This window comes from Bradyrhizobium canariense, from assembly GCF_900105125.1.
Lineage (GTDB): Bacteria > Pseudomonadota > Alphaproteobacteria > Rhizobiales > Xanthobacteraceae > Bradyrhizobium > Bradyrhizobium canariense_A.
In genome coordinates, this window is the sequence record NZ_LT629750.1 from 3169455 (window position 1) to 3192345 (window position 22891).

Below are 22891 nucleotides of genomic sequence, written 5' to 3' on the forward strand. Positions count from 1 at the left end.
TTCGTTGAGCTATCAGGGTATTTATCTGGGTATCTCAGGGTTTTTTTGGATCAACTCTTGCGGGCTGGACGTTAGCATCGGGCACCGGGAGGTGCACACCTTGTTCGCCCGCTCCCTGGAGGATCAATGTCCAACATTCGCATATCGGCGATTGTATGCGCAGTGATACTCACTTTTGTCGGGTCGGTATCTGCGCAGGCGCGGCAGCCTCTTCGGGTCGGTGGACTTACATGCAGTACCGGTCCGAGAGTGGGACTGGTTCTTGGCTCGCGACAGGATATGCGATGTGTTTTTAGCGCGAGTGGAACGGGACTACAGTACACCTACACAGGAACGATAAGGCGGGTCGGTCTCGATGTCGGCGTCACGAGAGGGGGAACGTTATTTTGGGCGGTCTTTGCGCGGAACAGCCAAATCGGCCGAGGCACGTTAAGAGGACATTACGTGGGCGCGAGCGGCAACGTTGCCGTGGGCCTCGGTTTGGGCGCCAAAGTGCTGGTCGGCGGATCCCGCCGCACGATATCCCTACAGCCGCTATCGGTCCAAGGCCAAATCGGAATTAACCTGGCGTTGGGCGTCACGAGCCTCACGCTTCGATAAAAAGTGAAATGCGCGTTTCATAGGATTTGGTCGGCAGCTCCAAAGCGGGGGCGAGCCAATCCGGAAAATGGAGAACGATCGTGCTATTTCAGGGCGGTTTTACATTCACCAATTTCGTCGCCGACGCGTTCGCCGTGTTCATCTTTGTCTTGTGGTTTTGGCTGTTCATAACCACCGCTAGCGATCTTTTTCGTCGCCATGATATATCCGGCTTCGGCAAGGTATGTTGGGTGATCCTGCTCGTCGTTCTGCCCTATATCGGCATTTTCGCGTATCTCCTCACGCAAGGCCGGGGCATGGCCGAGAGGGAGCAAGCGCGAGCCAAGCAGGCCCAGGACGAATTGCGCCAGTTCGTCGGCTTCAGCGCCGCCGACGAGATCGAGAAACTTGATCGATTAAAGGCGGCCGGATCGATTTCGGAACAAGAATACGGCCGTCTGAGAGCGCGTTTGGTGCAGTAGGAACGCGGCGACTGTTCGGCTTTTGGCATCGCTGACGAGATCGCACGCCAAAGAAGCTCGGCTGCCTCATCGCGGGGCGCCGCGACGCAGGCAGGAACACTCGATCTGCAAAAGCGATATAACGGTGTTTTTGGTTGCCAGACCAAAAAGCTGCGAAACCGTTCGCAACTTCATCTCGATTCGACCTGCAGCCGCCGATTCGGCCGAAGCTGCTCTCATAACGAGTTCTTCGGCCGGCGCGCTTCTCCAATACCCGCTTGCGCTGCCGGTTCTCCAGGGATTCGCAGCGGCTTCAGATATGGTCCCTAGAACGAGCCAAACGCCGAGCCCAAGACAATGACCGCCACCAGGGCGATCAGTGCGCTGACGATCCCGACCATGACGATATCGAGATAACTTTCGCGATGCGTCGAGCCGCAGACAGCGAGCAGCGTCACGACCGCACCATTGTGCGGCAAGCTGTCAAGGGTACCGGAGCCAATCGCGGCGACCCGGTGCATCAACCCGGGATCGATGCCCTGCTCCGCGGCGATGCGCATATAGGTGTCGCCGAGCGCATCGAGCGCGATCGTCATGCCGCCGGAGGCCGAGCCGGTCAGGGCGGCGAGAATGTTAGTGGCCATCGCAAGCGAGACCAACGGCCCGCCGCCGATTGAAAGCACCCAGTCGCGCACCACCGCAAACGCGGGCAGCATCGCGACGACGGCGCCGAAGCCGACGAGGCTGGCGACACTGAACGCCGGCAAGACCGAGGCGTTGGCGCCGGCATCCATGCTCTCGCGCAACGCCGGTAGCCGCCGGCGATTGACAAGGATCAACGCAAGTATCGCGGTCGCGAGCGCCACCGCGACCGACCAGACACCGGCGACGGCCGAAAGCGAGGTGCCGCCCCAGCGCTCCTCCGCCAGGAAGGAAAAATCCAGGCGCGGCAAGATGACGAGCGACATCAGGAGATTGACGCTCACGACAACGACCAGCGGCAGCACGGCAAATCCAATCGGCACCGGGGTATCAGCATGCTGGCCGTGGCTGATCTCCGCGGGATCGAATTCGCGCGCCGTCGTCGCGCGCTCGCGAATGATCTGATCGTCGGCAACGCTACGGGATGTATGATCGGTGCCGCCATAGCCCTCGCCTGCCCGCCGGGCGGCGGCTTCGGAACGGGCCAGCCACCATAATCCAAACCCCAGCATGATGGCCGAGGCGATGATGCCGAGGCCGGGCGCCGCAAAAGGTGTGGTGCCGAAAAACGGCATCGGAATCGCGTTCTGGATGGCCGGCGTGCCTGGAAACGCCGTCATCGTGAATGTCGAGGTGCCGAGCGCGATCGCCGCTGGCATCAGCCGCCGCGGAATGTCGGCAGCCTGAAACAGCGCCTGCGCCATGGGCGCGAGGACAAAGAAGGCGACGAACAGACTAACACCGCCATACGTCACCAATGCGCCCGCGAGCACCACCGCCAGGATCGCGCGGCGCGCACCCAACTGCTCGGTCATAAAGCGCGCGATGGCTTCGACCGAACCGCTGTCGTCCATGAGCTTGCCGAACAGCGCACCGAGCAGGAACAGCGGGAAGAATTGCGCGAGAAACTGCGCCGCGCTGCCCATGAAGGTTTGTGTCCAATGGGCAAGCAGCGGCTCCCGAGACACCGCGGCGGCGATCAGTGCAGCCGCTGGAGCCAGCAGCAGCACGCTCCATCCGCGATAGGCCAGCCAGACAAGCAAACCCAGTGCAAGCAGAATGCCGAGAAGACCCATGAGAGTCACATGCCTTCGACCAGGCGGTCGATATCGAGAGTGGACCGCTTGCCTATGCTCTCCCCGTGTTCCGACAAGAACTCCTCTGCGGCCTTGCGTCCCTCCTCGCGCAGCATGATGAGGAAATCCCATTCAGCGTTTAACTTGGAGGAATAGCCCAGTTTGTCCATGACCGTGTTGCGTACCAAATGGACGCGCATCTTGGCCCACTGCGCGCCTTCGCCGTTGCCGGGATCTGCCGTCCGGCGGAGCAGCGCCATCATTCGCAGTTCCTTGATCAGCACGGCGTTGAACGACACCTCGTTAAGGCGATTAAGTATTTCGCTGGCGGATGTCGGCGTGCCCGGACGTTCGACAGGATTGATCGGAATGATGATGGTGTCATCGGAAACAAGTTCGTTGACCAACGGCGTCAGGGTCGGGTTGCCCGAATAGCCGCCGTCCCAATAGCTCTCCCCGTCGATCTCCACTGCCTGGAACATCGTGGGCAGGCAGGCCGAGGCGAGTAGCACAGACGGCGTAATATCGGCGTTGCGGAATACGCGCGGGCGCCCAGTGCGTACGTTGGTGGCAGTGATGAATAGCTTGATGGGAGAGTTCCGGAGCCGCTCGAAATCGATCTCCTTCTCCAATATCGGCAGCAGGACATTGGAACCGCCCGGATTGAGATCATAAGGTGAATACAGCCGGCTCATGGTATCGAGCATGAAGAACAAGGGCGAATTGTCCATTGTCCAGCGTCCCAGCATGCGGTCCATCGGACTGCGCTGGAACGGGCTGAAGCGCGCCGCATCAGATACGTGTCGCCAATATGTCGCCAGCGCCGCGCGCGCGCCTTCCGCTCCGCCGTCAGCATAGCCGTCAGCCAGCACGGCGGCGTTCATTGCTCCTGCCGAGGTTCCGGAAACGCCTTCGATCTTCAACCAGGCCTCTTGGAGAAGCCGATCGAGGACGCCCCATGTAAAGGCGCCGTGAGAGCCGCCACCCTGCAGTGCCAGATCAACCAAAACGGTCTCGCGGTCAAAGCTCGCCGGAGGATCGGAAGGGGCGGTTTCCATCATACCCTCTTGGATTGCTGCGTGTTAAAACCTGATGGGTTAAAGTCCCAACCGCCATCGGGTTTTACCCTAACTCTCGTCAACTAATCATGCGCGCAGATCGTGTGGATAGACGTCCCGCCCTCCTGGCCCTTTTTCATGTGGCCCGACATCCGAAAATGTTGTTGCCATTCTCGTCCAACACTAAATCTTCCCGACAGAACTCGCCAGCCTCATCCAACCCGGCGGCAAGGACCTTGGCCTGACGCATCGCAAGTTCAGGATCCGAAAGTCGGTTTCCATCTTCATCCGAAAAAACTTTCGGTCTATCAAAGACATGGAAGAAGTATCGCATCGTCTTCCAATAATTCGGAAAGCAGGAGTGTCCAGTGGCAAATACGTAAGAATTAAACGGATGTCTATTGGAACGCTGATACTTGATCCGGCGAACCACAAGGAAAGGCGACCTGCGTATTTCGCTTATCTCGGCCTGCTCACCATCCAGGATGGAGATGATGCGACCATCCTCGATGCCGCCGGTGCTGACGGCGCCAGCGATGTCGATCCGCTCCCTTAACCTCCGTTGTCATCCGCTCGGCAGCAACCGTATTTGAATTCGGCAGCGATCGGGCTTCACCACCTTGGAGCAGGCCGGCCAGACCAATAAACATGCCGACAACCAGGACGCTGAATATTGCCTTGATGTTCATCGTCGCTCGCCTCCTTTAAGACTATCCACGCTGCTATTGATTTAAGGCTCCGCGGTCACATTCTGCCCTATCGCCCGCCGTACCGAATTAAAATCCAACGGCAGCACTGTAAACGCGGCCAAAGCCCCGAATATCCGCAACAACATCATCGCCTCGACAACTTTCCCCCGCGACATTTCCGGCTGAAGAGTTCTACAACAACCAAGCCGCCAAAGATGCATGCGGCGAATAGGGCCCCAGCGCGAATTTCTCGGCGAGAAAGGCTCAAATCATAGTGGGCTACATATCCAACCAGTCCAGCGGGCCACCGGCGCGCCAACAATGGCGGCAGTATAATTTAAGAGCCTCGAAGTATCTTCGTCCATCCTCTCGATATGCGCCTGCGGTGGAAACGATCGAGCCGGAAACCGGCCCTCCTTCGTCACGCCGAGTGGCGGCATATCCATTGGAGGCATCCCCACTATCCCCGTTGGCGGCATGGCGCTGTTAATGGCATGACGGCAACCAAGGCGGGAAACGGATAAGGAAGGTCGAGCGGCGCTTGATCAGCTTCGCATTGGGCTGGCGATGCCGCCCTGCCGATTAAAAGATGCGGCTATCGGCCAGAGGATTACCGCGGTGAGTGTTCACAACACTCACCACGAACCCGGCTCGCCGTCTGTGCGGCCCGTCATGGTGAGGCCGCGCCAACTCGGGGAGAAGGTCACGGCTTTTCGTTCGTGATCAGCTTCAAGCGCATCGCCCATCGCGATATCTCGGTCAAGCCGTTATTGCTGGCGGAGATCGAGAACTGGGCGGAGTCCGCTGAGGGAAAGTGCGGAATCCAATGATTAAGAGCTGCCGGACGACCTATGATGAGTTGAAGCAGGGCGATGGTCTGGCGCTCTGTCATCGTCGTTGTCCTGCTCAGCCTGCTCGTCGAGGCTACCTCGCGTTCCAGCCTTTCGCGTTCCAGCCTTTCGCGCCAATTTAGGTTTTCGCTGGTCTACCGCGTTTCGCGAATGCGATACCTTTCGAGACGGCAACATTCTGGAGTGCACCCGCTTTTTTCAGCGCCTCGGCTCGCTCGTCACCGCGCGGCATTGCTCGTGCCTTTTCAAGGGCCATCAAAGCCTCGGCTTCCAGATCGAGCGCGGGCCGCAAGTCTTTTCTCTGTTCGACCATGCGACTCAAACGTTAGGTCGGCAATGAGGCACTTGTCTGTTCGGTCGTGAACTTTGGAACCAGCGGCGTTCGTGAAATTCGACTTTTCCACAATGAAAACCCTCGATCCGCAACATGCAATGGGCACGGGTTGGCCCAGCGCCGACAATGCATTCGAGGGGGCAACGGGTCACGCACGCGAGGATCACCATTGAGGATGACACCGTTTGATGCCGAGGACGAGATGGATTGATCTAAGACTATCCGCACCGAAAAGATCGTGTCGATCAAGTTGGCAAAAGAGGCTGATCGATTTGAACAGCATCGATGAGCATCATGAGTCGCTTGTCGAGAACTAAAAAGCGAAAGGCGCCCGTTTCGGCGGGCCCTTAGATCACCATGCTCGATATACCCGCCAAAGCAATCGAGGCACCATTGCCGCCTTACGTGATCTCCACTCTCGATTCGGCGAATTGCTTCGGGTGCGCGCGGACCATTATGGCCAGGAGCGCTGCTGCTCCAAGCAAGGGCCTGATGCAGAAACGCAAGACCAATCGTCTCCGGATCATCAAATCCAGCTCGCAGTGCACGGCCGGTCCATACAGTCAAATCTTTATGGCGATCGGTTCAACCGGCGCCGTGCGCGGCAGCAAAACCCGGATCGTTGTGCCCGCACCGTCCTCGCTATCGAGATGGATCAGCCCGCCCAGGCGGTTGGTGACGATATTGTGGACTATGTGCAGGCCGAGGCCGATACTGCCTTGATGGCGACGCGTGGTGAAAAACGGATTGAACGCCTGACGGCGGATATCCAGGCTCATGCCGCAGCCATTGTCGGCGACGACGATCTCGACATCGTCCAGGCCGGACCCCCGGACCGCGATATCGATGCGACCTCCCTTGCGATCCGGAAACGCGTGCGCGACGGCGTTCAGAAAAAGGTTTGTCAGCACCTGTCCGTAGGGCCCCGGATAGCTGTTCATGGCTATGCCGGACTGACAATCGACATCCAGCACCAGATTGTTCTTCCGCAATCCCGGCCGCAGACCTGTGAGGACCTGTTCGGTCAAATCGCCGGGATCGAAGATACGCCTATCGAGATAACTCTCATCGACCGCCACCTGCTTGAACGACTCGACCAGTTCGGCGGCGCGCGTGAGATTGCCGGCCAATTGCGATGACGCGCTCTGAACCAGCGTGATGAAATCGCTTAGGCTCGATCGTTTGAGGCCACCGCGCGTGACTTCCGCCGCGAACAGCGCGCTCTTGCGCTCCAGTTCGGACGCCACGGTCAGGCTGGTGCCGACGGGACTGTTGATCTCATGCGCCACGCCGGCCACCAGCCGCCCGAGCGCCGCCAGTTTTTCCGCCTCGACCAGCGACGCCTGCACCTCCTGCAGATGGTGCAGCGCCGCTTCCGCGGCGTCGCGGGCGCGGCGGATCTCGCGTTCGCTGCGTTTCCGCTCGGTGATTTCCTCGGCCGCGACATTGATGCCGATGATATCGCCGGACGGCCCACGCTGCGGATGCCAGTGCGTGATCCAGAACCGTTCCTCGACCTGATCGGCGCGCTGGCCGGTGACCTCGATGTCGGTCACGGGATCGCCGGTCTCCATGATCGAGCGGACGATCGCCTCCACCGAAGATGCCAGCGCCGGCACGCAATCGCGGACCGTTCGCCCGAGATGCCCCTCGACCGAAATCCCACAGATCTCGGTGAGCCGCTGGTTAATCTGCAGATAGCGACAATCCGGCGAAAGGAATGCCAGACCGATCGGTGCGGTGTCATAGATCAACTGCAGCGCGGGCTGCTGCGGAAACTGCACACCCCGGATGACCGAAGACCTCATGTTCTCTCTCCTAGCGATCAGCTTAGACGATCATGGCTCACGGGTGTCCGTTGATCCCGAAGCAAACAGCGGCGAGGCCGTAGAAGGTCGATTCAGGTCTTGATCCACCTTGCGCCACACAAACAAACTGTCGCTCTCATGCCTCCACGAGTTTCGCCCGAACCGCATATCGGACCAGGTCCGCGGTCGAGTTTATGTTGAACTTGCGCATAGCGGCCGCTCGATGCATCTCCGTCGTTTTTGTGCTGAGATTTAAGATCGCGCTGACGCCTTTATTGCTGTATCCCTCGGCACCCAATTTAACGATCGTCTTCTCTCGAGGCGAGAGCAAATGGTTGGGGTCGCCCTTCCCGTTCGCCACGCCCTTTAATTTGCTCGAAAAAGCGCCAGCATAAAACGGCTTATGAACTATCAACGACTCGACGGCCGCCGAGAGCATTTTATTCGCATCAGACTTCAGAAAAAATGCGCGGGCACCTGCCTGGAACGCCTGCAACGCGAGCGCATTTTGAGTCATGCATCGTAAAAATGGGTATTTACGAGCTGATGTCCCCTGATGCACCGTGTAACTTCTAGGCCGGTCATAAGCATCATCGAGTAGTCAACGATGGCGACGTCGGGCCGTCTTTCAACAGCCTCGGCAACCGCCTCTTTGCCCTCATGCGCCTCAGCAACGACCTGCCAGCCCGCACGCCCTTTGATCGATCGAACAGAGCTCCAATGTCGCACCGCATCTGGCATCGACACATTGCATCCTTGCCGCTCGTCTCTAAAAGCTTCCCTGGATTCTCTACATTCGTCTCATGTTTGAGCCGCTGGCCGGCTTTTAATGCTTTTGTTCAACGAATTTGTGATGCCCCAGATGGGCATGACGCCGTTCTGGCAGTCGGGCTATCTTGCGTGAGAGGGAGTGCGGAATTACCGCGCACAACGTAGTACCTCTATATCCCGTCGTTGATGAAGAATGGATTTCAAGAGTTCCTCCCATCTGCTGCAACCTGGCTCTCATAGCGGGAATTCCAACGCCAAACGACATTGCTCTAGGGCCAGATCTCACTTGGCCGATCGGCATGCCGCGGCCATTGTCGCTGATCCGAAGCTTGAAATGCGTATTGGTAGCTTCCATTGCGATCTTCACCTGTGTCGCTTTCGCATGGCGAAAAACGTTTGTAAGGGCTTCTTGAACGACTCTCAGCACAGAGCGCTGCCTCGCGTAGGGCAATTTGTCGACCTCGGGAGCGATTTCGAGACTGGTTTTCAACGAAGTGCGCGCTGAAAATCCGTTGACGAAATGCTCGATCGTGATCTTCAGTCCGTCGGCAAGCAAATTTTGGGGATGCAATAGGTAGGTGAAGGCACGGATTTCTCTAAGTGCTTGATCGATCGACGCATCGATATCATCGCAGAGTCTCTCTGCACTACCGATATCGTTCAACGCGCGCCTCAGGCGCATGACGTTCAAGCTGGCGGCTATCAAATGCTGGCACGTCGAATCGTGAAGGTCGGATGCAATCCGCTGCTGTACTTCTTCTTGGAGCGATAACAGCCGGACGCCGAGATTCGTTGCGGCTCGTCGTGTCGGAATGGTCCGGGGGATACAAACCAGTCTGACTATGCTGCTGCTTTCGGGAGGTCTGCGTGCCTTCATCGCATGCTCGCTTCGGCCTGAACGGTTCACGGTACTGAATTGCCTATACCTGCGCGTCGGCACCGCCTTCAGCTAAATGGTCGTGACCTGATAGAACATAAGCTCTTTGAATATCCTCACGACTGGACGAGCAAGCGGGCACAGCTCAGTCTGGTCTGCAATTATAAGCCACTCTGGAGAATTTGGCGTAGGCTAAAAATCCCACGCTTATGCAGGGCGTCTCAAAAATGGCCATCACTGCTGTCGGCGGCAGGGGGCTTCGTCCGCTGCCCGCGGCTCACGAGCCAGAGAAGCTCATCGGGCGGCAGGGAAACAAAAATGCCAATATAGGATGACTGCGCTACCTGACGCGCTCAATGGACAGACAGCCGCTCTGTCACGGCGCCAACAGCTGGGGAGCAGTTCAGCATTTGAAATCGGCGTCCTCGACCCGAACCCCGCCATAGCGCCGACCGATCTCGGCAAGCGCAAGCTTCATTCCCCGAAAGTACTTTCCCTGTGCAACGAGGGCGTTCATGGGGTCGGCCTGCCGGCAACTCCCTCGACCAGTCGACGAAGGATATGGTCCTTCGTCGGGACCAGTTCGTTGGCCCGAGTCAAGCTGAGCGGCTAGTGGCGCGCCGCTGGGTGGCTCGTCGTTCTCAAGCTCAGCAAAACATGCGGCCGGTCGAGGCAGATGACAAGCTTGTGGGAAACGCGGCGGCGCCAATAGTAGACGACACCACGACGAAAGATGTGGATAGCCATGGTCCGACAACCCCTGTGCAGCAGCAGTGTGTCGCGGAGCTGTGCGGCAGCTCCCCAGCCAGGCCGGTTTCGTCAGCAATTTCAGGCGAGGTGGATGCTTGGCTGGTGACGCAGTGCTGATCGCACCTGTCTCCGGGCAAATTCCCTGGTAACAGGGAATTTTACAGGGAATTTCGCGCTTTTCCGGTTCTGAAAGCTCGTTTCTTGACAAGAACCTCCTGTGCTGCAGGCACTTCTGTTCAATTCCCTAACGACATTAACAGGGAAAATATTTCGGGAAACAGGGAGCTCTTTTTAAGTATCAAGGAATTTCTGGTCGCGCAGTGAGCGTCCATTTCTCGCACACTTGTGCCGGGATGTCCGCGCTCATCCGCCGCCGAGACCCTGATCGTTCCGATTGCTGGTTCGTCTGTTATGGCGACGTCCGCGCAGGCGTCCCGGTTAGCGTCTGGGTAGCGATCTGTCCTGCGGCCATCGATGCGAACGGACTGGCTGACGAATAAAATCCATCGCCTTTGGGTGCTCTTTCGCGCGCGCCGTATCATTTTCGGCGTCCGGCGGATGCCATCATGTTGAAGTCCCAGTATCCGGTGCCGGCCTCACTATAGAGGCGGTCGAGGAGCGCAGCGTTGCCGTCATTATAAAGGCGGGCGTCCAGGCAAACAGTGTCGAATTTGCTGAACTGCCGAAATTGCACAGTGACATATTCGCGAATGCGCCGTCGGATGTCGGTCGGCCGGGCGGAGGAGAAGCAGCGGACAATTGCGCGCGTTTATCATCTCCTGGCCAAGGAAGCGGCGTACGCGCCGAATCTTGATGGGCGATTTCCGTGCAGCTTAGAAACTTGAGCGCCAACTACGTTAACGCCTTGTATGTCCCGACTGCTATGCTGGGCCTCCCAGCATGTTCGGTTCCCAGCTCCCTCATAAAGCTTAACGCACGAGTTCGATTGCAGCACGCCGCGATGGCGCTATCGTTTGCTCAGCGGTCACTGATATTTGGAGGTGATCTATGGCTGACAAAACGTCAAAAGATCTCGCGCTCACGCCAGCGCAGCGAGAGGCTGGTAAGGCTTTTCACGGAGCCAGTACCAAGAAGCCAAAAACGGAATACGACAAAGCCCAGGAAGCCTTCCGAAAAAACTACGAACGATTAAGGGCTGAGCGTTTGGAAAGGGACGCCGCGAAATCAAAAGAAAAGTAGTGGGTTGGATAGATCGGACTTTCGCATCTTTTGTTCTCGTAAATCCTTTCGTTGGCGGAGGGTATTTCTGAAGTGCATTCGCCGTGCGCGAAAACGCCGCCCGGTGCCGCGGTAGTGTGATCGGCTTCACACGCGCCGGACGTGGGCTGAGTTAGTAAGACGAGGACCGGAACAACGCCCTCTTTGGTGCGCTGCTCGCCATTCATAAAAGGGTGCGAAGCATGGCAATGTCAGACCATCCTCAATGCCCTGAATGCGACAGTGTAATGATTCTTGCTCCTAGGCCGCTGATGCGGATTTTTGGCGACGTCCGCGCATTGGAGTGTCCTACGTGCCATTACATGTTGCTCTCGGTATATTCGTTCCAGTCGACGGCACTAGAGCCAGCGATCGTCTTGAGGCTTGACGCTGCGGAGTAGGCTATTCTGCCAACAAGTCATAGGAGCCAAACAGGATCATCGGCACCTGCGAAAAAGGTCACGCCCCTGGTATCAGCGAGTATGTACATGGGGCTGGGTTTCCCTTGGCGCGAACTTGTTCGCCACGGTCAGTGCGGCGCGCTCGTTGGTCTCCAGCGCGATCTTCTGTGCCAGCATCACATCGCCTGGGACGATATAATATGCATCGGGAACCAGACACCAGCAAACCAAGGGCCGGCCGCGATCGTCGAGTTGCTGTATGTTCATCGCGGAGCCGTAGAGGATACGATAACGCTTTCCGCTATCGCAGCCGATGACGTCGAAATATTTTTCTGCCTCGAATTGCGCTCGTTGCTCAGGCGATAGCCATTCGCTCAAAAGCTTTAGGCCCCGAGCTTCGCTAAGGTCTTCACCCAGAAATCCTTGGAACCACTCGCGCAATTTTTGGACGCGCGAGCGACCGTCGGCTTGGGATCGTAGAAAGCCGAACATGACAAGCGGACGGCGATTAGCCGCCGACCAAACGAGGAAAGAATAATGTTTCCTCAGCGGTCGGATCGAACGTCCGCTTTATGGCGACTTCGCCGGAAGTGGAGCGAACTGCTGCCGTAAAGCCGACACGCGTCAGTTCCTTGAAGCGCTCCTCGGCCCTGAACAGCGCCTCGGCATCCGCCGTATCGAAACTGTGCCGTGTATCTCCGGTGTGATCCATGACGATCTGGGTTGCCATGCCAAGCTCCTAGGTTGCCAAGCCCCAAGCTGACAAAGCAATGTTCATGCCGTGCAAGCGTTCCATTTCACCCATTTAGGTTCGCTATCGCTTACCGTGGACACCGTTAAGGTGGCGCGATCTCTTGCATCCGCTTGGCGATGCGCACGGGAATACCGTGGCCGATCATACTGGCCATGGAACGAGTTTGTTCCCGAAGCCGTTGATTTGGTGGGAACTTCATTCCTTGACTAGTGAAGGGGGAGAAAGCATGCCGAAGAAGCGTATCACGGCACCGATGGAAGTTCAGCCGTGTAGAGAAATGCGCCAACCCCGATGGCCACGTTATCCGCCAATAAATCGAAAACCTCCGCTCGCCACGATCCACCGTCGCCCAAAGCAAGGCTGAAATCACAAGACGAAGCGCACGGGCGAAACAGCGTGGCGACAAATCGACTCTATTGGCGAGCGCAATGAACCCCGCTCAGCCCAGTATGGTTTGTGGTGACATCCGGGCAAGGGCGCCATAAGCTCAGATCGCCCCCAAAGTTGATAACGACCACCATTGCCGGAGTTTGTCGATGAAACATCGTGGCATCTCATACTCGGTAATTGAAATGATTTTCCCGCGCAGCTGGAAATGGACCGTAGGCAAAAACAAGACAATCACGGTCGGTGTTTGCACCTCGAGAGTAGATGCGATCCGGCAGGCTCGAACGTTCATCGACGCGGTAGTAGACTGGACTTAAGTCCGCTGTTGAAACGTCGACGCGATTTCACATGCACGCTTGCAGGGACCCGACAAACAAACATTTGGAGTGCGTCGTTGACGACAGTGGTCGCGGGTACGAAATATGCCGCGGTGCTCATTATGCTCGGATTCCATGATCGCTCCTGAAGCGTCCGTCCTGAAATCCGACGGCGAGATCGATTACCTCTGGAGTTGCGACTCTTGCGGCCAAGGCTTCGTGACGCGGGCGCGGACTTTTGCACTGGCCTGATTGCCGGCATACTGCGGGCGATCTTTTTGTTATTGCGCCGCCACGCGGTAGCGGCGCCCATGCGCGTTCGCGTGTTGGGCTAGCGAATGCCGGGGCGCCATTGGAACGCATCCAAGGACGCGACGTGAGCCTGGATGCGATCTGCCAAGCCCGATGCTGCGATGCCGTGATGGGTGAAAGCCACTGGCCTAAAATTAATTGTCGTTCCAGTTGACTCCATTTCGATGCGGCATAGCCTCGCCAACGGATCGCGAGCCAGGGCTTCCCACGCCAGCAGAGCCAGAGCGGGTCGCTCCCGTCAGCGCCAGTCGAAGTGGGCCGGTTCCACGCGATAGGTGCACCAGAACGGCGCTGGTAACAGCGCCGTTTCTGTTTGGCACGGCTGAGGGCGCTCAGCGCTGGCGCTTCCCTCGGAAGAAGATTATCACCAGCGCGACAGCTGGAATGGCCATTAGCGCACCCACGCGAATCTCTTCGCGGGGGATCCCGCCATACATGTGAACGGCGTGGCGCAGTGCAGCCGCGGTGATCGCAGCTCCGATTAGAAACGCGAGAACGTATCTGAATCGCAGATTAAGCGAGTCCATTTTGCTGGCCGCTCCCCGCCAAAAGCCCCGAGTAATGCTCGATTTCTTTCTGGCACTATCAAGAGTTTTCGATTCTGCGGCCCGCCATTCTTCAGCGCACGCGATCGCGCAATTCGGACAACGCGCGACCATGGCAGTGCCACTAAATCTAAATTTTACAACGACGATTTCGAACGGATACCGGCAATGCGAACAACCAGGGTCTTCACTGAGGCTCATCGACACCGTCCAAGCTGGCTACCAAAACCAGAAAGCCTGATCTCTTTTCTTCCCAATTATGTCCTTTTTCCTGTTCCGTCGCTAACCTGTGATAGCGAGAGGGATTATAGCGGCTATGCCGCCATCCGCTGGGCTGGCTGATCGGCCTGGCGCTGGGGCCAACAAGTACATGATCTATTGCGGCGGCATGTTCGCCGGAGCCGCTGCTGAAGTGACGGCATGTCCCCCGCCCTCCTATGGATCCGGCGGGAGCGCGATACCCTCAATGAGCCGTCGTGTTCCTTCAACTTTTTTGCGCTCTGCGAAGATGATCTCATCGTTTTCAATCTCGTCGGCCATCATTTGAAACTCGTCGCCCATCCGAAACAGAGTCACCCGTAAATCTGGGTCGGTGCTATCGCGAGCGCGGCGGCGGCATCGGTCGGCTTGCCGTCTGAAATAGCGTTGGTCCATCATCACCTCCCGCATTGACCGCGGTAGTTTGCCGCCATTACGTTGGCGCTCGCAATTCGCTCCAGAGCCAGCCTCTTGTCTCAATGGATTTCATGGGGTCAATAAGATCAACGACGCCATGATAAACCAGATCGCAAGCGGGGCATTCGAATGTTCGAATGCCAAAGCCGGAGGGGCCGGGGGCGACGCGTGCCAGTTCGGTTGCTGCTTGGCATTGGGGGCAACGCGGGCGTCGATATAGGATCATGGTACGCGCCTTTAAAATCAGGCGGGAGCATACAGGACTCTCAGTCACCGGTATTTCTGCCGAGAGGGAGCGGTGATGGAGGCAGTGTTTCACGTCCCTTCCCCAACATAGTGTTCAAAACAGCTCACCTCTCGAAATCGTTAACAGGAAAACTGGAGGCAATGCGGTCGAGCCGCATTGCTGGCTGAGATCGAATACAGGGCGAAGTCGGCGGAGGGAAAGGTGCGGGTTCTCTTTTGAGGGAATTGCCTGCATAATGCGGCATGGCAAAAGCAAAAGTGACCTTCAAGGTTATCCGCGACGCTGACGATGACTGGAAAATCCAAGCAGATTATCCCGGCGCCGATTCCCGCGAAATTGCCGGATTAACGAGCAAGGCGGACGCCGACGACTGGATGAACGGAGACCGCAAAATCGCCTGGCTCCGCTCTCAGGGTTACGCTAAGTGACCCGGTAGCTTTCCAACGTATCGCGCTTCCGTTTCGCCCGGGCAGGCATCTCGCCGGCGCTGGGATCAAACCCGGTTCAAGTTTCGGCGGCGTCGGGTGAGTTCCGCTTCTGTCGTGCCTCTTCGTGGACTTTCTTCATTAACGTCTGAAGCGGGCTCCAGCAGATCTCGCATAAGTCCCGTTTGTCATCCGGCATGAGCTGCCTGCCATCGCTGGCGCCGCTGACGCTGACATGCGCCCACCCCAAATTGTCGTCCGCTTCGCGAAAGCAGCAATCACAGATGAACGTGGTTTTCGCACCCATGGAGCTCTCCAGCTATCGGTTAGGGTACCGGTCGAATGAAAGGATCATCATTGGGGACACCATAAGCTGGCAAGCGACCATTTAAAGTGAAAAGCCGCGGGCATTTTCGCGCACGGCGCGTCGCCCTGCCTGCGATACGCTTGAACCAGACCGGACAGCTATGCGCTGTTTCAATGTCGGACATCGCGTACGCAAGACGTTCGGTCCTTACGGCCTGCTTTCGGAAGAAACTTAGTTTCCTTGATCATCGTTTGTCCTCGGAGCCGCTACCAAGGCGTCAACGCAAACGCGCTTTGATCCTCCTAGGCCCCCTGCTCTTTCCGTTCTTTCCTATTCAGTGGATTGTCTTGGGGCTCTTGCCAAGAAAGTAAGGCCGCCTCGGTGGCAATCAAGGCACATTCATGGCCGGCAGCGGAGCGCGGGAGGCCGCCTGTTGCCGCCTGCATTGGCGGATGAATCACGACGTCTAGTTGAACATCGTCTTGACCGCCTGCCAGAACGATAGGCCTTCCTGGTGTTGATGCTCAGCGGTTGGCGCCGGCTGAATGGCGCTCACGGGATCGATCAAACCTGCTTCCAATCGCGCATGCTTCTCCAGGTCCAGCCTTTCGGCCTCGCGGCGATCCGACTTACGCTTGTCGACCGGAGTGAGATTGGGTCTCTGAGCCATTGCTTACCCTGCCCCTTTTTCCGTGACCGAAGCCAACGGGTCCCAGGTTGAGTTAGTTCCGTGGCGCTCCAAAAAAGAAAAGCTCTTGAGCTCACCTTTCCTCGTCCGGATGTATCCTAGGCCACGAAACCATTTTCCGTGGCCGACGAAGCTGCCCTGAAACAAAGGCGCCCTACCAACTGGTCCGGGCCCGCTTGAATCTCTGTTCTGTTGAGGAGTTGCGTTGTGTCATGGGATAGCCGTTTTGCCGAACCCATCGAGCTGCCCAGCGGCGTTAGCCTGGCGTCGTTGCGCGACGCTATTGTGCACCTCGTTAACACTGTCCCTTCATCCGAACGCGGCACGCCGGTCGTCCTCACGGCCGCGGAGCTGATAACAAGCGCGGCCGAACGTGGCGACCCGATCGAGTTCGCGCGCATCGCAACCCTCCGGGCAGTCAATCGCCACGCCGTGCGCGAGTTCAATCCCGATTCGCAAAGACCCGCACTGGGACAGCGTAAGTTGGCGCGGGAGCGGTAGCCGGTGGCTCCGGCCGACCAGCTCGCAGCTGCGCGCAAGGTTTTCGTCGTTATGAAGAAGGACGGCTCAGAAGCCGCCGCGGTCGTGATTGGCGCTGAGGGTGTGAAGCCGCCGATGTAACGACGCGACGGGGAAGGGCGTCGGTCATGCAGCGAAGAACCACCGCACCCAGCGCAATCAAGAGCGTGAGAAGTTTACGCATAGCATCTTTCCTGTTCGGTTTGAAAACGCAGACGCAACCAACACGCGGGTAATTTTAATTAATCTTTAACCTTCGGGGATTCTCATGGTCTGGGGGTGATCCGTGACGAACCGAGGTGTGCAATGGACGGCATTTCCTGGAGAGATCTGGACACGAACGAGCAGCGCGCCATTGCAACGCTGGCGCTTGGAATTTCGTCGGACTTCTGCGACCCCGTTGCTCTCCTAACTTTGAGGAGGATAGGCCTCATCAGGGGATCTCGACTGACGCTGGAAGCAGAGCAATTGCTGTCAGTGGCAGTCCGGCGTGAGTTCGCTGCGTAAGCGGTCATGGGCACGCACTCGCATCGTGCGGTCGCAACCGCGCACGGGCGGCGCTGAGATCGGCGACCATCCCCGGCCTTCAGCTATGTTTGCGGCCCTGTTTTTGTCCGCCGCTGACGATCGTTAGCGAGGGCTGATCAACGGGCTGAGGAGGTGGCGCCACCAGCCTTGGCGTGAGCCGTGAGACGTTGCCGAAACGCTGATTGGCGCGGTCAACCGGCGTGCGGAGTGCAAGCGTGCGGGCGGCCGCGACGTCATCCTCGATCAGCAGAATGTTCAGGCCGAGCACGCCGAGCATCGATTCCAAGGCGTATGGCCACATCTTCTTGTTTTTGCGGTCAGGCTCACCACCGTCCTTGCCTAGCAATTTTCCAGCGTACCCCACCGGCAATCCCCCGAGCCGATCTATCTCCAATCGAGAGACGCCGAGCTCGTCCGCGCGCGCCCGGTACGTTTCCACCAACGTTCGATAATCGGTGATCAGCCGGCCAAGGTTGGAGCCCATTTAAATCAACGCTCCGGCGACGCTGTTGCGGGCCGAAGCTTTGCGCGCAAGTCGGCGAAGCTCACGACCTTGGAGGTGGCTTCCTCCGCGGCCTGCCGGCGACAGGCATCGGCCAGGGATTGAAACGGCTCGCCGATCAGCATCGCGTCGGTGGCTTCGTCTCTCCGCTGGAGGCATCTCAGAGGCGGCGGCTCCGGCGGTTGCCGCGGCCGTCGTTTGGCACCAGGCCGTTCGCGGGGCAGCACGTTGTGCCGCCTGCGGCCAGTTCTGACGACACAGGAAAGCCGTGGACGCCCGATGAAGATCGTCGACTGCAGGACATGTTGAAGTCTGGGATGAAGGCCGCTGAGATTGCTCGGAAAGCCACGCGCTTCTCGCCGATCCTCAACGCGCAGACGATGGGCGCGACCGGCGGCGAGCTGACGGATATCAACACCGTGGCGGAAACCGCCTCGCACGCGCACACCAACAGCCAGATTCAGAGACAGAGTTCGACAATTGGAGGCTTCTTGTATCGCGGTACGGTCAATGGCGGCAACTTTGCTCTTGAGATCGATAGCGCCACAACCGGCATCACCATCAACAACGTGAACGCGAACGCCGGTGGAGGACGGCCACACAACAACCAGCCACCTACGATCGTTATGAATTTCATCCTCAAACGGTGACGGAACCGTAGTCTAGCGCGGCCTCGCGAACGCCCGCAACTCACAAGCGAGGCCGCGTTTTCGGGCCTCCCGCCGTTGCGCCTTGACGGGCCCGGCCATCGTCGCCAACTCATCCAAAGGGCCGCGCACGCGCCCCTAATGCCGCGCGGCCCGGCCGGTGCACCCCACAAGCACGAAGCCGACGGGGCTCGTGGCCTATGTTTGCTGCCCGCGGCGCCCACGAATTTCGAGGGTGTTAGGCGAGGAAAGGTCGGGACCAATGAACAGCCCCCGTAGCCAACTGGCGACAGCCGCCCTTGATACGTTACACGGCGCGCGCGGCCTTCCTCCCGCGGAGGCAGCTATCAAGCTTCACGAATTCTTGGAGTCGATAAGCACGTCCCTGCCCGAAGGCGACCGCCTCGCTGATGCGTCGGCGGCGTTGAAAACACTGGTGGGCAAGCTGGAAACAGAGGGTTCCGCAACCGACGACGATTGGGAACATGCAATTGAGACGATGCTCAGCTGTGCAAATGAGGCAAGTTAATCTCAAAGGGCCGTAGTGCCTCATTTTGAAATTTTGGTAAGTCGAATACTTCGCGGTAAGCTTTGCTTGCTCAGAAGCAATTGGAGAATTTTTCGATGGCTGACGCTCGATGCAGCTGCGGTGCAGTCACGCTCTCGCTTCCAAAAGAACCATCCAAGCTAGTCGTTGCTTGTCACTGCATCGACTGCCAACGCCGAACCGGCGCGCCGTTCGGTGTAGGCGCTTATTACCCCGCTAATGTTGTCACCATCTCAGGAACATCAAAAGAGTTCACGCATGCCGCCGCAAGCGGCGGGAAAATCCATAACTATTTTTGTCCACAGTGCGGCTCAACGGTCTGCTGGAAACTCAGCAATCTGCCCGCGCTGATCGCCGTTGCAGTCGGCGCGATGGCAGAACCAAAATACCCAGCCCCCGTCATATCGGTTTTCGAACAGTCGAAACATGATTGGGTTCAAATTGATGGTGCCGTGGAGCACTTCCGGCAAAGCAGCCTCCCAAAAAATTCAACCTGAGACACCACCCCAAGGGCGTGTGCCCACCCGGTCGCGCTGGGGCTGAAAGCGAAAAGTGAGAGATTGCGCGAAAGAGTCCTTGCGATGAGACACCGGCGCCATCGCTTATCCATGCGGGACCGACTGCGTCACCGTCGCCGCCTAGTCGAGCTCGGGCTCAAGGTGAAGAAATGACCGAGCAGGAACAGTTGATCCGGGAGATCAGGGAACGGCTTAGCAATACCCCAAAGGCTGGCATGATCGATTCATTGGCGTATGCGACGCGCCTTAGCCAAAGCTACTCGATCTCAGTCGAGGAAATCCGCGAGATCGTTGTCCGAGAAGCCGATGCCGCCGGGATCACCCACGTGTGAATCCAAGACTGAGCTCGAGTTAGGCCGTTCTTGAAATCCATCCCTTTTCGGGCCGCTTTGGCGCGCGCCCAGGAAGATGCACGGCCGGGGATTTGCCCAGGGAGTTTATTAAATGGACAACGAACAGCTTCGAAGCACGGCCTATCACGAGGCCGGCCACGCAATCGTCGGATGGGCCCTTAAATTGCAAATGCGGTGGAGCGGGATTATCGCGGCTCACATGCCGCCGCCACCGCCGCCACCGCCGCCACTTCTGGAATTTTCGTATGTATAATCTTTGGATCCACTGGGCGCATAGCCGAACGCTCCCGGATAGCCCATCAAGCCCTTCGCGTGCATTGCATGCCTCGGAGCGTAGCCGGAGACGACCCGAGGGTGCTTCTTGGAGGTGTGATGCTGCTGGTCCGGTTTGCCTGATACATTCTTGGCAAGCACGGCCGGAGCGGCGGCGATAAGAACGGCGGCAGAAAGTGCGATGATCACTGTCTTCATTTTTCGTCCTCCGTCGTTTGAATAATAAACCCCAACGCCCTTCGGTTAACTGGCCACATCACGCGATGGTGAAGCTGAAGTGCTTGTGGCGGTCCGCTAGCGCCGGACGCTGCCCTTGCTTCCTACGAGCAGCAGCTCGATCTGCTGCCTAGCCACACAATCGACAGCGGGCCGAGCACGTTCCGAGCCCAACCCATGGGGGCATTTGCGCGCCGGTTCGGCCTGCGCTTTGATCCCAGAATGACCGTCCTTACTCGCCGCCGCGAACCTGATCGACCCGATTGCTGGTTCGTCTGTTATGACGACGTCCGCCTCGGCACGATTGCACGGCGCGCGGGCGTCCCGGTTGACGTCGATCAGTGGAGTTGGGACTGCGGCTTTTATCCCCGATCGCATGCCGGCCACCGAAGCGACGGCACCGCGGCGACGTTCGAAGTAGCCCGGGCAGAGTTCGAACAGGCCTGGCGCGAATACCTTCCACAATGCACCGAGGCCGATTTCGAAGAGTACCGCCGGGAGCGCGACTGGACTGCCAAGAAATACGCCATGTGGCATTGTATCGACACGCGATGAGCCGGGTGGCGGATTCATTCGCGCGAATCGGCGGCCGCCGTTGCAAACAAGCCCCACCAAGTGGAACATCCGCCCGGGGGCAATACCGGGAGAAAAGCAATGAGGGTCCTTGCCGCGACACTTATCTTGCTTGTTTCAAGTGCTGCCGCCGCTCAAGAGTGTCAGACGTGCTCAACGGCCGACGCCTGTATAAAGGAGTACCTTAAGGCTACATCGGAGGCCCAAAGCGCCACTAAGCAGGCAATCCGAGATTGGAAGCAGAATCTGGACAGAAAGGCCTCCGCAGAATTGTCCAGCAGGGGCACGCTCGCATTGCAAAACACCATGGAAGCGCAAGTCCGTTCGGAGCTTGAGCGCCTGAAGGAGTGCTTGGCTAAGATTAAGTAGCTGAGCCCGGCGGCCAGCAGCTTACTGCGGACGGCCATCGGACCCCACCACGCGGGATTTCACCGCTCGCCGCGGCCGCCACGTCGAGCGGGTGTTCGATCCCGACTGCAAGGTCCGTCATTGGGGATGGCGCAAACTCGCGCGCAATCGATGAAAGCGGGTCGAGCGTAACCAGCGGGTTCTAATTCTTTGATTTATTAAGCCGCTTCACTTTTGAATCGGTGTCTTCGATGGAGGCCGCAAGCTCCAAGATCGCTTTCGACAACAGCTCGATCGCTTCTTTCTCGTCCTGGGATCGAGCGGCTCGGAGTGCATAGTTTTTTGCTGAAGATAGCGACATCGATCACCCTGCGTCCTGGCTCAGCGAAGAAAACCGCCGTGTTGAGTCGGCAGCCCTCGACACCCGCGGCAGGAGAGCCGCGATTATGAAACGGTAGCCGTGGCCAGTTAAGATTTGGCCAAGCCCTGCCGGCGTGAACCGGCGGGCTGATCCACCGGCAGAGATTGCCCTCCCCCGTCATAGACGGACGACCCTATCGCCGCCTGAACAGGATCGCGCCGACAAGGAAAGCGATTGCTAAAGACTGCAATGGCGCCTGGCGCACCAATCTACTGAGCATGTCTGGCGGCATGCCCGGCTTGCGGCCGGCCTCGATCGCGCTGTCGGCGCGTTGGCTAACGGATTGAATGGCATCGGCAGCTCGCTCCGCCGCGGATTTCTCGGCCGGTTCTCCACGCGCAATGCCGGCGTCTGCTGCGTTCAACGCATCAAGCAGTTCACCCATGTCGGAATCCTCCCGGGCCACCCAACCCAATGTAAGCGGCGGCGTAAGGTTCCTGGCCGGATAGGTGCGTAAGGCCGCACCAACGGCGGCCCGGCGCCTTGACCGAGCGGTGACGCCAGGACAGCCGACGGCTGGCTGCCGGATCCCGGCGTTGGATCCCCGTCTCTCGGCCGACAGGTGTCGCGACGGCTCCAGTGATGCTAGGTGGGGGCGTCGTTTCCTATTCGGTCGTTGCGACGAAACAAATCTGTTCCTAGGTGAAACCATTTCCCCGATGGCGCGACGTGATCCGGTAACGATCTCCGTCAAGGATGACCGCACTGATCAAACAACGAGGTTCGGTCATGTGGACAGTTCTCAGTGCGGTCTACCGCTCGTATTGCCTAGCTCGCCTGCTCGAAATGCGAAGGCATCATCTGGGCAGGCACGCCTAAGGCCGGCGGGTGCGGCGGACCACCCGATCGATCAGGTAGCGCCAAGTGAAATTTTCCGGATCAGGCAGCCGCCGCGTCGATAGTCTGCATCAGATCGGAGTGCTCTGAAGTGGCCCCATTACATCCTCTAAAATGAGCGGCGATCTCCGCTTCGGCAAGATCCTCCCACTGCGCAGCTTGGCCTAACCACTTCCAGCTATGTTGCGGATGCAAGGCGGCTTGCTGGCGGCAAAGCTGGCCCATCGCCCGATAGCGTCGAACATCTTGCATTGCCACTGCTACCTCCTTCACTTCGGTACTCACCACCATATTCCTTCCTGTTGCGTCAGAGTCGTTACGATTATGCGACAGAACGGGTAAGTCAGATTGACCGAGATCCGCCATGCCGCAGGTAT

31 protein-coding genes are annotated in these 22891 nt (G+C 58.3%); 12 read left to right on the forward strand and 19 right to left on the reverse strand.

Features of this window, described 5'->3' with window-relative positions:
* The first annotated feature begins 126 nt into the window (after positions 1 to 126).
* Together BLV09_RS15075 and BLV09_RS15080 are read left to right on the forward strand one after the other, a co-directional pair.
* Positions 127 to 600, forward strand: coding sequence for a DUF992 domain-containing protein (locus BLV09_RS15075; protein WP_100386633.1), 474 nt, complete (start codon positions 127 to 129; stop codon positions 598 to 600).
* A gap of 26 nt (positions 601 to 626) precedes the next feature.
* On the forward strand, positions 627 to 1061 hold the full coding sequence (locus BLV09_RS15080) for an SHOCT domain-containing protein (protein ID WP_244549096.1): 435 nt from the start codon (positions 627 to 629) through the stop codon (positions 1059 to 1061).
* Between the two features lie 305 nt (positions 1062 to 1366).
* Here the strand turns inward: BLV09_RS15080 and BLV09_RS15085 are convergent, their stop codons facing one another.
* The 3 genes from BLV09_RS15085 to BLV09_RS15095 form a co-directional block, all read right to left on the reverse strand.
* A complete protein-coding gene (locus tag BLV09_RS15085; protein WP_146687884.1) occupies positions 1367 to 2818 on the reverse strand; it encodes a GntP family permease in 1452 nt (483 codons plus the stop codon).
* Positions 2819 to 2823: 5 nt separating this feature from the next.
* Positions 2824 to 3876, reverse strand: a complete 1053-nt coding sequence (locus BLV09_RS15090) for a patatin-like phospholipase family protein (RefSeq protein ID WP_146691133.1) — start codon at positions 3874 to 3876, stop codon at positions 2824 to 2826.
* 136 nt (positions 3877 to 4012) lie between these two features.
* Positions 4013 to 4210: a DUF6894 family protein gene (locus BLV09_RS15095; protein WP_146687885.1), complete on the reverse strand. Its 198-nt coding sequence runs from the start codon at positions 4208 to 4210 to the stop codon at positions 4013 to 4015.
* 27 nt (positions 4211 to 4237) lie between these two features.
* On the opposite strand from BLV09_RS15095, the gene BLV09_RS15100 reads away from it, so the two are divergent.
* On the forward strand, positions 4238 to 4432 hold the full coding sequence (locus tag BLV09_RS15100; protein ID WP_146687886.1) for a hypothetical protein: 195 nt from the start codon (positions 4238 to 4240) through the stop codon (positions 4430 to 4432).
* Between the two features lie 836 nt (positions 4433 to 5268).
* Here the strand turns inward: BLV09_RS15100 and BLV09_RS15105 are convergent.
* The 7 genes from BLV09_RS15105 to BLV09_RS38790 all read right to left on the reverse strand — a co-directional run bounded on the left by BLV09_RS15105 (position 5269) and on the right by BLV09_RS38790 (position 9953).
* The gene (locus tag BLV09_RS15105) at positions 5269 to 5457 is read right to left on the reverse strand and encodes a hypothetical protein (protein WP_146687887.1); all 189 of its coding nucleotides are present in this window, start codon (positions 5455 to 5457) and stop codon (positions 5269 to 5271) included.
* Between the two features lie 77 nt (positions 5458 to 5534).
* A complete protein-coding gene (locus BLV09_RS15110) occupies positions 5535 to 5729 on the reverse strand; it encodes a hypothetical protein (RefSeq protein ID WP_146687888.1) in 195 nt (64 codons plus the stop codon).
* A 584-nt stretch (positions 5730 to 6313) separates the two neighbouring features.
* Positions 6314 to 7558, reverse strand: a complete 1245-nt coding sequence (locus tag BLV09_RS15115; RefSeq protein ID WP_146687889.1) for an ATP-binding protein — start codon at positions 7556 to 7558, stop codon at positions 6314 to 6316.
* Positions 7559 to 7694: 136 nt separating this feature from the next.
* Complete coding sequence (locus BLV09_RS38605; RefSeq protein WP_349536781.1) at positions 7695 to 8075, reverse strand: LuxR C-terminal-related transcriptional regulator; 381 nt, start codon at positions 8073 to 8075, stop codon at positions 7695 to 7697.
* A complete protein-coding gene (locus BLV09_RS38610; protein WP_349536783.1) occupies positions 8072 to 8299 on the reverse strand; it encodes a response regulator in 228 nt (75 codons plus the stop codon). The genes BLV09_RS38605 and BLV09_RS38610 overlap by 4 nt, the downstream gene beginning before the upstream one ends.
* A gap of 85 nt (positions 8300 to 8384) precedes the next feature.
* Positions 8385 to 9206, reverse strand: a complete 822-nt coding sequence (locus BLV09_RS15125; protein ID WP_146687890.1) for a sensor histidine kinase — start codon at positions 9204 to 9206, stop codon at positions 8385 to 8387.
* Positions 9207 to 9815: 609 nt separating this feature from the next.
* A complete protein-coding gene (locus BLV09_RS38790; RefSeq protein ID WP_433994397.1) occupies positions 9816 to 9953 on the reverse strand; it encodes a DUF6538 domain-containing protein in 138 nt (45 codons plus the stop codon).
* A 1011-nt stretch (positions 9954 to 10964) separates the two neighbouring features.
* Here BLV09_RS38790 and BLV09_RS15130 point away from each other — a divergent pair.
* Positions 10965 to 11156 carry a hypothetical protein gene (locus tag BLV09_RS15130; protein WP_100386626.1) on the forward strand — a complete coding sequence of 64 codons (192 nt, stop codon included), beginning with the start codon at positions 10965 to 10967 and terminating at the stop codon, positions 11154 to 11156.
* A 491-nt stretch (positions 11157 to 11647) separates the two neighbouring features.
* Here BLV09_RS15130 and BLV09_RS15135 read toward each other — a convergent pair whose 3' ends face one another.
* The 3 genes from BLV09_RS15135 to BLV09_RS15145 form a co-directional block, all read right to left on the reverse strand.
* Positions 11648 to 12067, reverse strand: coding sequence for a hypothetical protein (locus BLV09_RS15135; RefSeq protein ID WP_100386625.1), 420 nt, complete (start codon positions 12065 to 12067; stop codon positions 11648 to 11650).
* 16 nt (positions 12068 to 12083) lie between these two features.
* Positions 12084 to 12305 (reverse strand): hypothetical protein, encoded by a 222-nt coding sequence (locus BLV09_RS15140; protein WP_100386624.1) that lies wholly within the window; start codon positions 12303 to 12305, stop codon positions 12084 to 12086.
* Between the two features lie 2020 nt (positions 12306 to 14325).
* Complete coding sequence (locus tag BLV09_RS15145) at positions 14326 to 14544, reverse strand: hypothetical protein (protein WP_157810274.1); 219 nt, start codon at positions 14542 to 14544, stop codon at positions 14326 to 14328.
* 510 nt (positions 14545 to 15054) lie between these two features.
* Between BLV09_RS15145 and BLV09_RS15150 the strand changes: the two genes are divergently transcribed.
* The gene (locus tag BLV09_RS15150; protein ID WP_146687892.1) at positions 15055 to 15240 is read left to right on the forward strand and encodes a hypothetical protein; all 186 of its coding nucleotides are present in this window, start codon (positions 15055 to 15057) and stop codon (positions 15238 to 15240) included.
* A gap of 76 nt (positions 15241 to 15316) precedes the next feature.
* Here BLV09_RS15150 and BLV09_RS15155 read toward each other — a convergent pair whose 3' ends face one another.
* Positions 15317 to 15544 carry a hypothetical protein gene (locus BLV09_RS15155; RefSeq protein WP_146687893.1) on the reverse strand — a complete coding sequence of 76 codons (228 nt, stop codon included), beginning with the start codon at positions 15542 to 15544 and terminating at the stop codon, positions 15317 to 15319.
* 466 nt (positions 15545 to 16010) lie between these two features.
* Positions 16011 to 16214: a hypothetical protein gene (locus tag BLV09_RS15160; RefSeq protein WP_100386620.1), complete on the reverse strand. Its 204-nt coding sequence runs from the start codon at positions 16212 to 16214 to the stop codon at positions 16011 to 16013.
* Positions 16215 to 16439: 225 nt separating this feature from the next.
* Here BLV09_RS15160 and BLV09_RS15165 point away from each other — a divergent pair, with 225 nt between their 5' ends.
* Positions 16440 to 16733, forward strand: a complete 294-nt coding sequence (locus BLV09_RS15165) for a hypothetical protein (RefSeq protein ID WP_100386619.1) — start codon at positions 16440 to 16442, stop codon at positions 16731 to 16733.
* Positions 16734 to 17057: 324 nt separating this feature from the next.
* A complete protein-coding gene (locus BLV09_RS37245) occupies positions 17058 to 17258 on the forward strand; it encodes a hypothetical protein (RefSeq protein ID WP_100386618.1) in 201 nt (66 codons plus the stop codon).
* A gap of 79 nt (positions 17259 to 17337) precedes the next feature.
* Here the strand turns inward: BLV09_RS37245 and BLV09_RS15170 are convergent, their stop codons facing one another.
* Positions 17338 to 17763 carry a hypothetical protein gene (locus BLV09_RS15170; RefSeq protein ID WP_146687894.1) on the reverse strand — a complete coding sequence of 142 codons (426 nt, stop codon included), beginning with the start codon at positions 17761 to 17763 and terminating at the stop codon, positions 17338 to 17340.
* A 119-nt stretch (positions 17764 to 17882) separates the two neighbouring features.
* Here BLV09_RS15170 and BLV09_RS15175 point away from each other — a divergent pair, with 119 nt between their 5' ends.
* The 4 genes from BLV09_RS15175 (at position 17883) to BLV09_RS15190 (ending at position 19825) form a co-directional block, all read left to right on the forward strand.
* Entirely contained in the window at positions 17883 to 18431 is a 549-nt protein-coding gene (locus tag BLV09_RS15175; protein WP_146687895.1) for a hypothetical protein, read from the forward strand.
* 259 nt (positions 18432 to 18690) lie between these two features.
* Positions 18691 to 18957: a hypothetical protein gene (locus BLV09_RS15180; protein ID WP_100386615.1), complete on the forward strand. Its 267-nt coding sequence runs from the start codon at positions 18691 to 18693 to the stop codon at positions 18955 to 18957.
* 95 nt (positions 18958 to 19052) lie between these two features.
* Positions 19053 to 19472 carry a GFA family protein gene (locus BLV09_RS15185; protein WP_100387576.1) on the forward strand — a complete coding sequence of 140 codons (420 nt, stop codon included), beginning with the start codon at positions 19053 to 19055 and terminating at the stop codon, positions 19470 to 19472.
* A 170-nt stretch (positions 19473 to 19642) separates the two neighbouring features.
* Complete coding sequence (locus BLV09_RS15190) at positions 19643 to 19825, forward strand: hypothetical protein (RefSeq protein ID WP_100386614.1); 183 nt, start codon at positions 19643 to 19645, stop codon at positions 19823 to 19825.
* A 216-nt stretch (positions 19826 to 20041) separates the two neighbouring features.
* On the opposite strand, the gene BLV09_RS37250 is transcribed toward BLV09_RS15190, so the two are convergent.
* On the reverse strand, positions 20042 to 20317 hold the full coding sequence (locus BLV09_RS37250) for a hypothetical protein (RefSeq protein ID WP_167558733.1): 276 nt from the start codon (positions 20315 to 20317) through the stop codon (positions 20042 to 20044).
* A 240-nt stretch (positions 20318 to 20557) separates the two neighbouring features.
* Between BLV09_RS37250 and BLV09_RS15200 the strand changes: the two genes are divergently transcribed.
* Entirely contained in the window at positions 20558 to 20890 is a 333-nt protein-coding gene (locus BLV09_RS15200; protein ID WP_146687897.1) for a hypothetical protein, read from the forward strand.
* A 920-nt stretch (positions 20891 to 21810) separates the two neighbouring features.
* Here the strand turns inward: BLV09_RS15200 and BLV09_RS15210 are convergent.
* Positions 21811 to 22062 carry a hypothetical protein gene (locus BLV09_RS15210; protein WP_146687899.1) on the reverse strand — a complete coding sequence of 84 codons (252 nt, stop codon included), beginning with the start codon at positions 22060 to 22062 and terminating at the stop codon, positions 21811 to 21813.
* A 494-nt stretch (positions 22063 to 22556) separates the two neighbouring features.
* Positions 22557 to 22880, reverse strand: a complete 324-nt coding sequence (locus BLV09_RS38075; RefSeq protein WP_244549097.1) for a hypothetical protein — start codon at positions 22878 to 22880, stop codon at positions 22557 to 22559.
* Positions 22881 to 22891: the final 11 nt, after the last annotated feature.

Coding starts and splice junctions, on each gene's coding strand:
- BLV09_RS15125 (WP_146687890.1), bottom strand. CDS start 9,206: ATGAAGGCACGCAGACCTCCCGAAAGCAGCAGCATAGTCAGACTGGTT.
- BLV09_RS15135 (WP_100386625.1), bottom strand. CDS start 12,067: ATGTTCGGCTTTCTACGATCCCAAGCCGACGGTCGCTCGCGCGTCCAA.
- BLV09_RS38790 (WP_433994397.1), bottom strand. CDS start 9,953: ATGGCTATCCACATCTTTCGTCGTGGTGTCGTCTACTATTGGCGCCGC.
- BLV09_RS15200 (WP_146687897.1), top strand. CDS start 20,558: ATGACCGTCCTTACTCGCCGCCGCGAACCTGATCGACCCGATTGCTGG.
- BLV09_RS15160 (WP_100386620.1), bottom strand. CDS start 16,214: ATGGCTCAGAGACCCAATCTCACTCCGGTCGACAAGCGTAAGTCGGAT.
- BLV09_RS37245 (WP_100386618.1), top strand. CDS start 17,058: ATGGACGGCATTTCCTGGAGAGATCTGGACACGAACGAGCAGCGCGCC.
- BLV09_RS15155 (WP_146687893.1), bottom strand. CDS start 15,544: ATGGGTGCGAAAACCACGTTCATCTGTGATTGCTGCTTTCGCGAAGCG.
- BLV09_RS15170 (WP_146687894.1), bottom strand. CDS start 17,763: ATGGGCTCCAACCTTGGCCGGCTGATCACCGATTATCGAACGTTGGTG.
- BLV09_RS15210 (WP_146687899.1), bottom strand. CDS start 22,062: ATGGGTGAACTGCTTGATGCGTTGAACGCAGCAGACGCCGGCATTGCG.
- BLV09_RS15075 (WP_100386633.1), top strand. CDS start 127: ATGTCCAACATTCGCATATCGGCGATTGTATGCGCAGTGATACTCACT.
- BLV09_RS15110 (WP_146687888.1), bottom strand. CDS start 5,729: ATGGTCGAACAGAGAAAAGACTTGCGGCCCGCGCTCGATCTGGAAGCC.
- BLV09_RS38605 (WP_349536781.1), bottom strand. CDS start 8,075: ATGACTCAAAATGCGCTCGCGTTGCAGGCGTTCCAGGCAGGTGCCCGC.
- BLV09_RS15085 (WP_146687884.1), bottom strand. CDS start 2,818: ATGGGTCTTCTCGGCATTCTGCTTGCACTGGGTTTGCTTGTCTGGCTG.
- BLV09_RS15180 (WP_100386615.1), top strand. CDS start 18,691: ATGAACAGCCCCCGTAGCCAACTGGCGACAGCCGCCCTTGATACGTTA.
- BLV09_RS15105 (WP_146687887.1), bottom strand. CDS start 5,457: ATGACAGAGCGCCAGACCATCGCCCTGCTTCAACTCATCATAGGTCGT.
- BLV09_RS38610 (WP_349536783.1), bottom strand. CDS start 8,299: ATGCCAGATGCGGTGCGACATTGGAGCTCTGTTCGATCGATCAAAGGG.
- BLV09_RS15130 (WP_100386626.1), top strand. CDS start 10,965: ATGGCTGACAAAACGTCAAAAGATCTCGCGCTCACGCCAGCGCAGCGA.
- BLV09_RS15095 (WP_146687885.1), bottom strand. CDS start 4,210: ATGCGATACTTCTTCCATGTCTTTGATAGACCGAAAGTTTTTTCGGAT.
- BLV09_RS15115 (WP_146687889.1), bottom strand. CDS start 7,558: ATGAGGTCTTCGGTCATCCGGGGTGTGCAGTTTCCGCAGCAGCCCGCG.
- BLV09_RS37250 (WP_167558733.1), bottom strand. CDS start 20,317: ATGAAGACAGTGATCATCGCACTTTCTGCCGCCGTTCTTATCGCCGCC.
- BLV09_RS15090 (WP_146691133.1), bottom strand. CDS start 3,876: ATGGAAACCGCCCCTTCCGATCCTCCGGCGAGCTTTGACCGCGAGACC.
- BLV09_RS15145 (WP_157810274.1), bottom strand. CDS start 14,544: ATGGACCAACGCTATTTCAGACGGCAAGCCGACCGATGCCGCCGCCGC.
- BLV09_RS15185 (WP_100387576.1), top strand. CDS start 19,053: ATGGCTGACGCTCGATGCAGCTGCGGTGCAGTCACGCTCTCGCTTCCA.
- BLV09_RS15150 (WP_146687892.1), top strand. CDS start 15,055: ATGGCAAAAGCAAAAGTGACCTTCAAGGTTATCCGCGACGCTGACGAT.
- BLV09_RS15190 (WP_100386614.1), top strand. CDS start 19,643: ATGACCGAGCAGGAACAGTTGATCCGGGAGATCAGGGAACGGCTTAGC.
- BLV09_RS38075 (WP_244549097.1), bottom strand. CDS start 22,880: ATGGCGGATCTCGGTCAATCTGACTTACCCGTTCTGTCGCATAATCGT.
- BLV09_RS15140 (WP_100386624.1), bottom strand. CDS start 12,305: ATGGCAACCCAGATCGTCATGGATCACACCGGAGATACACGGCACAGT.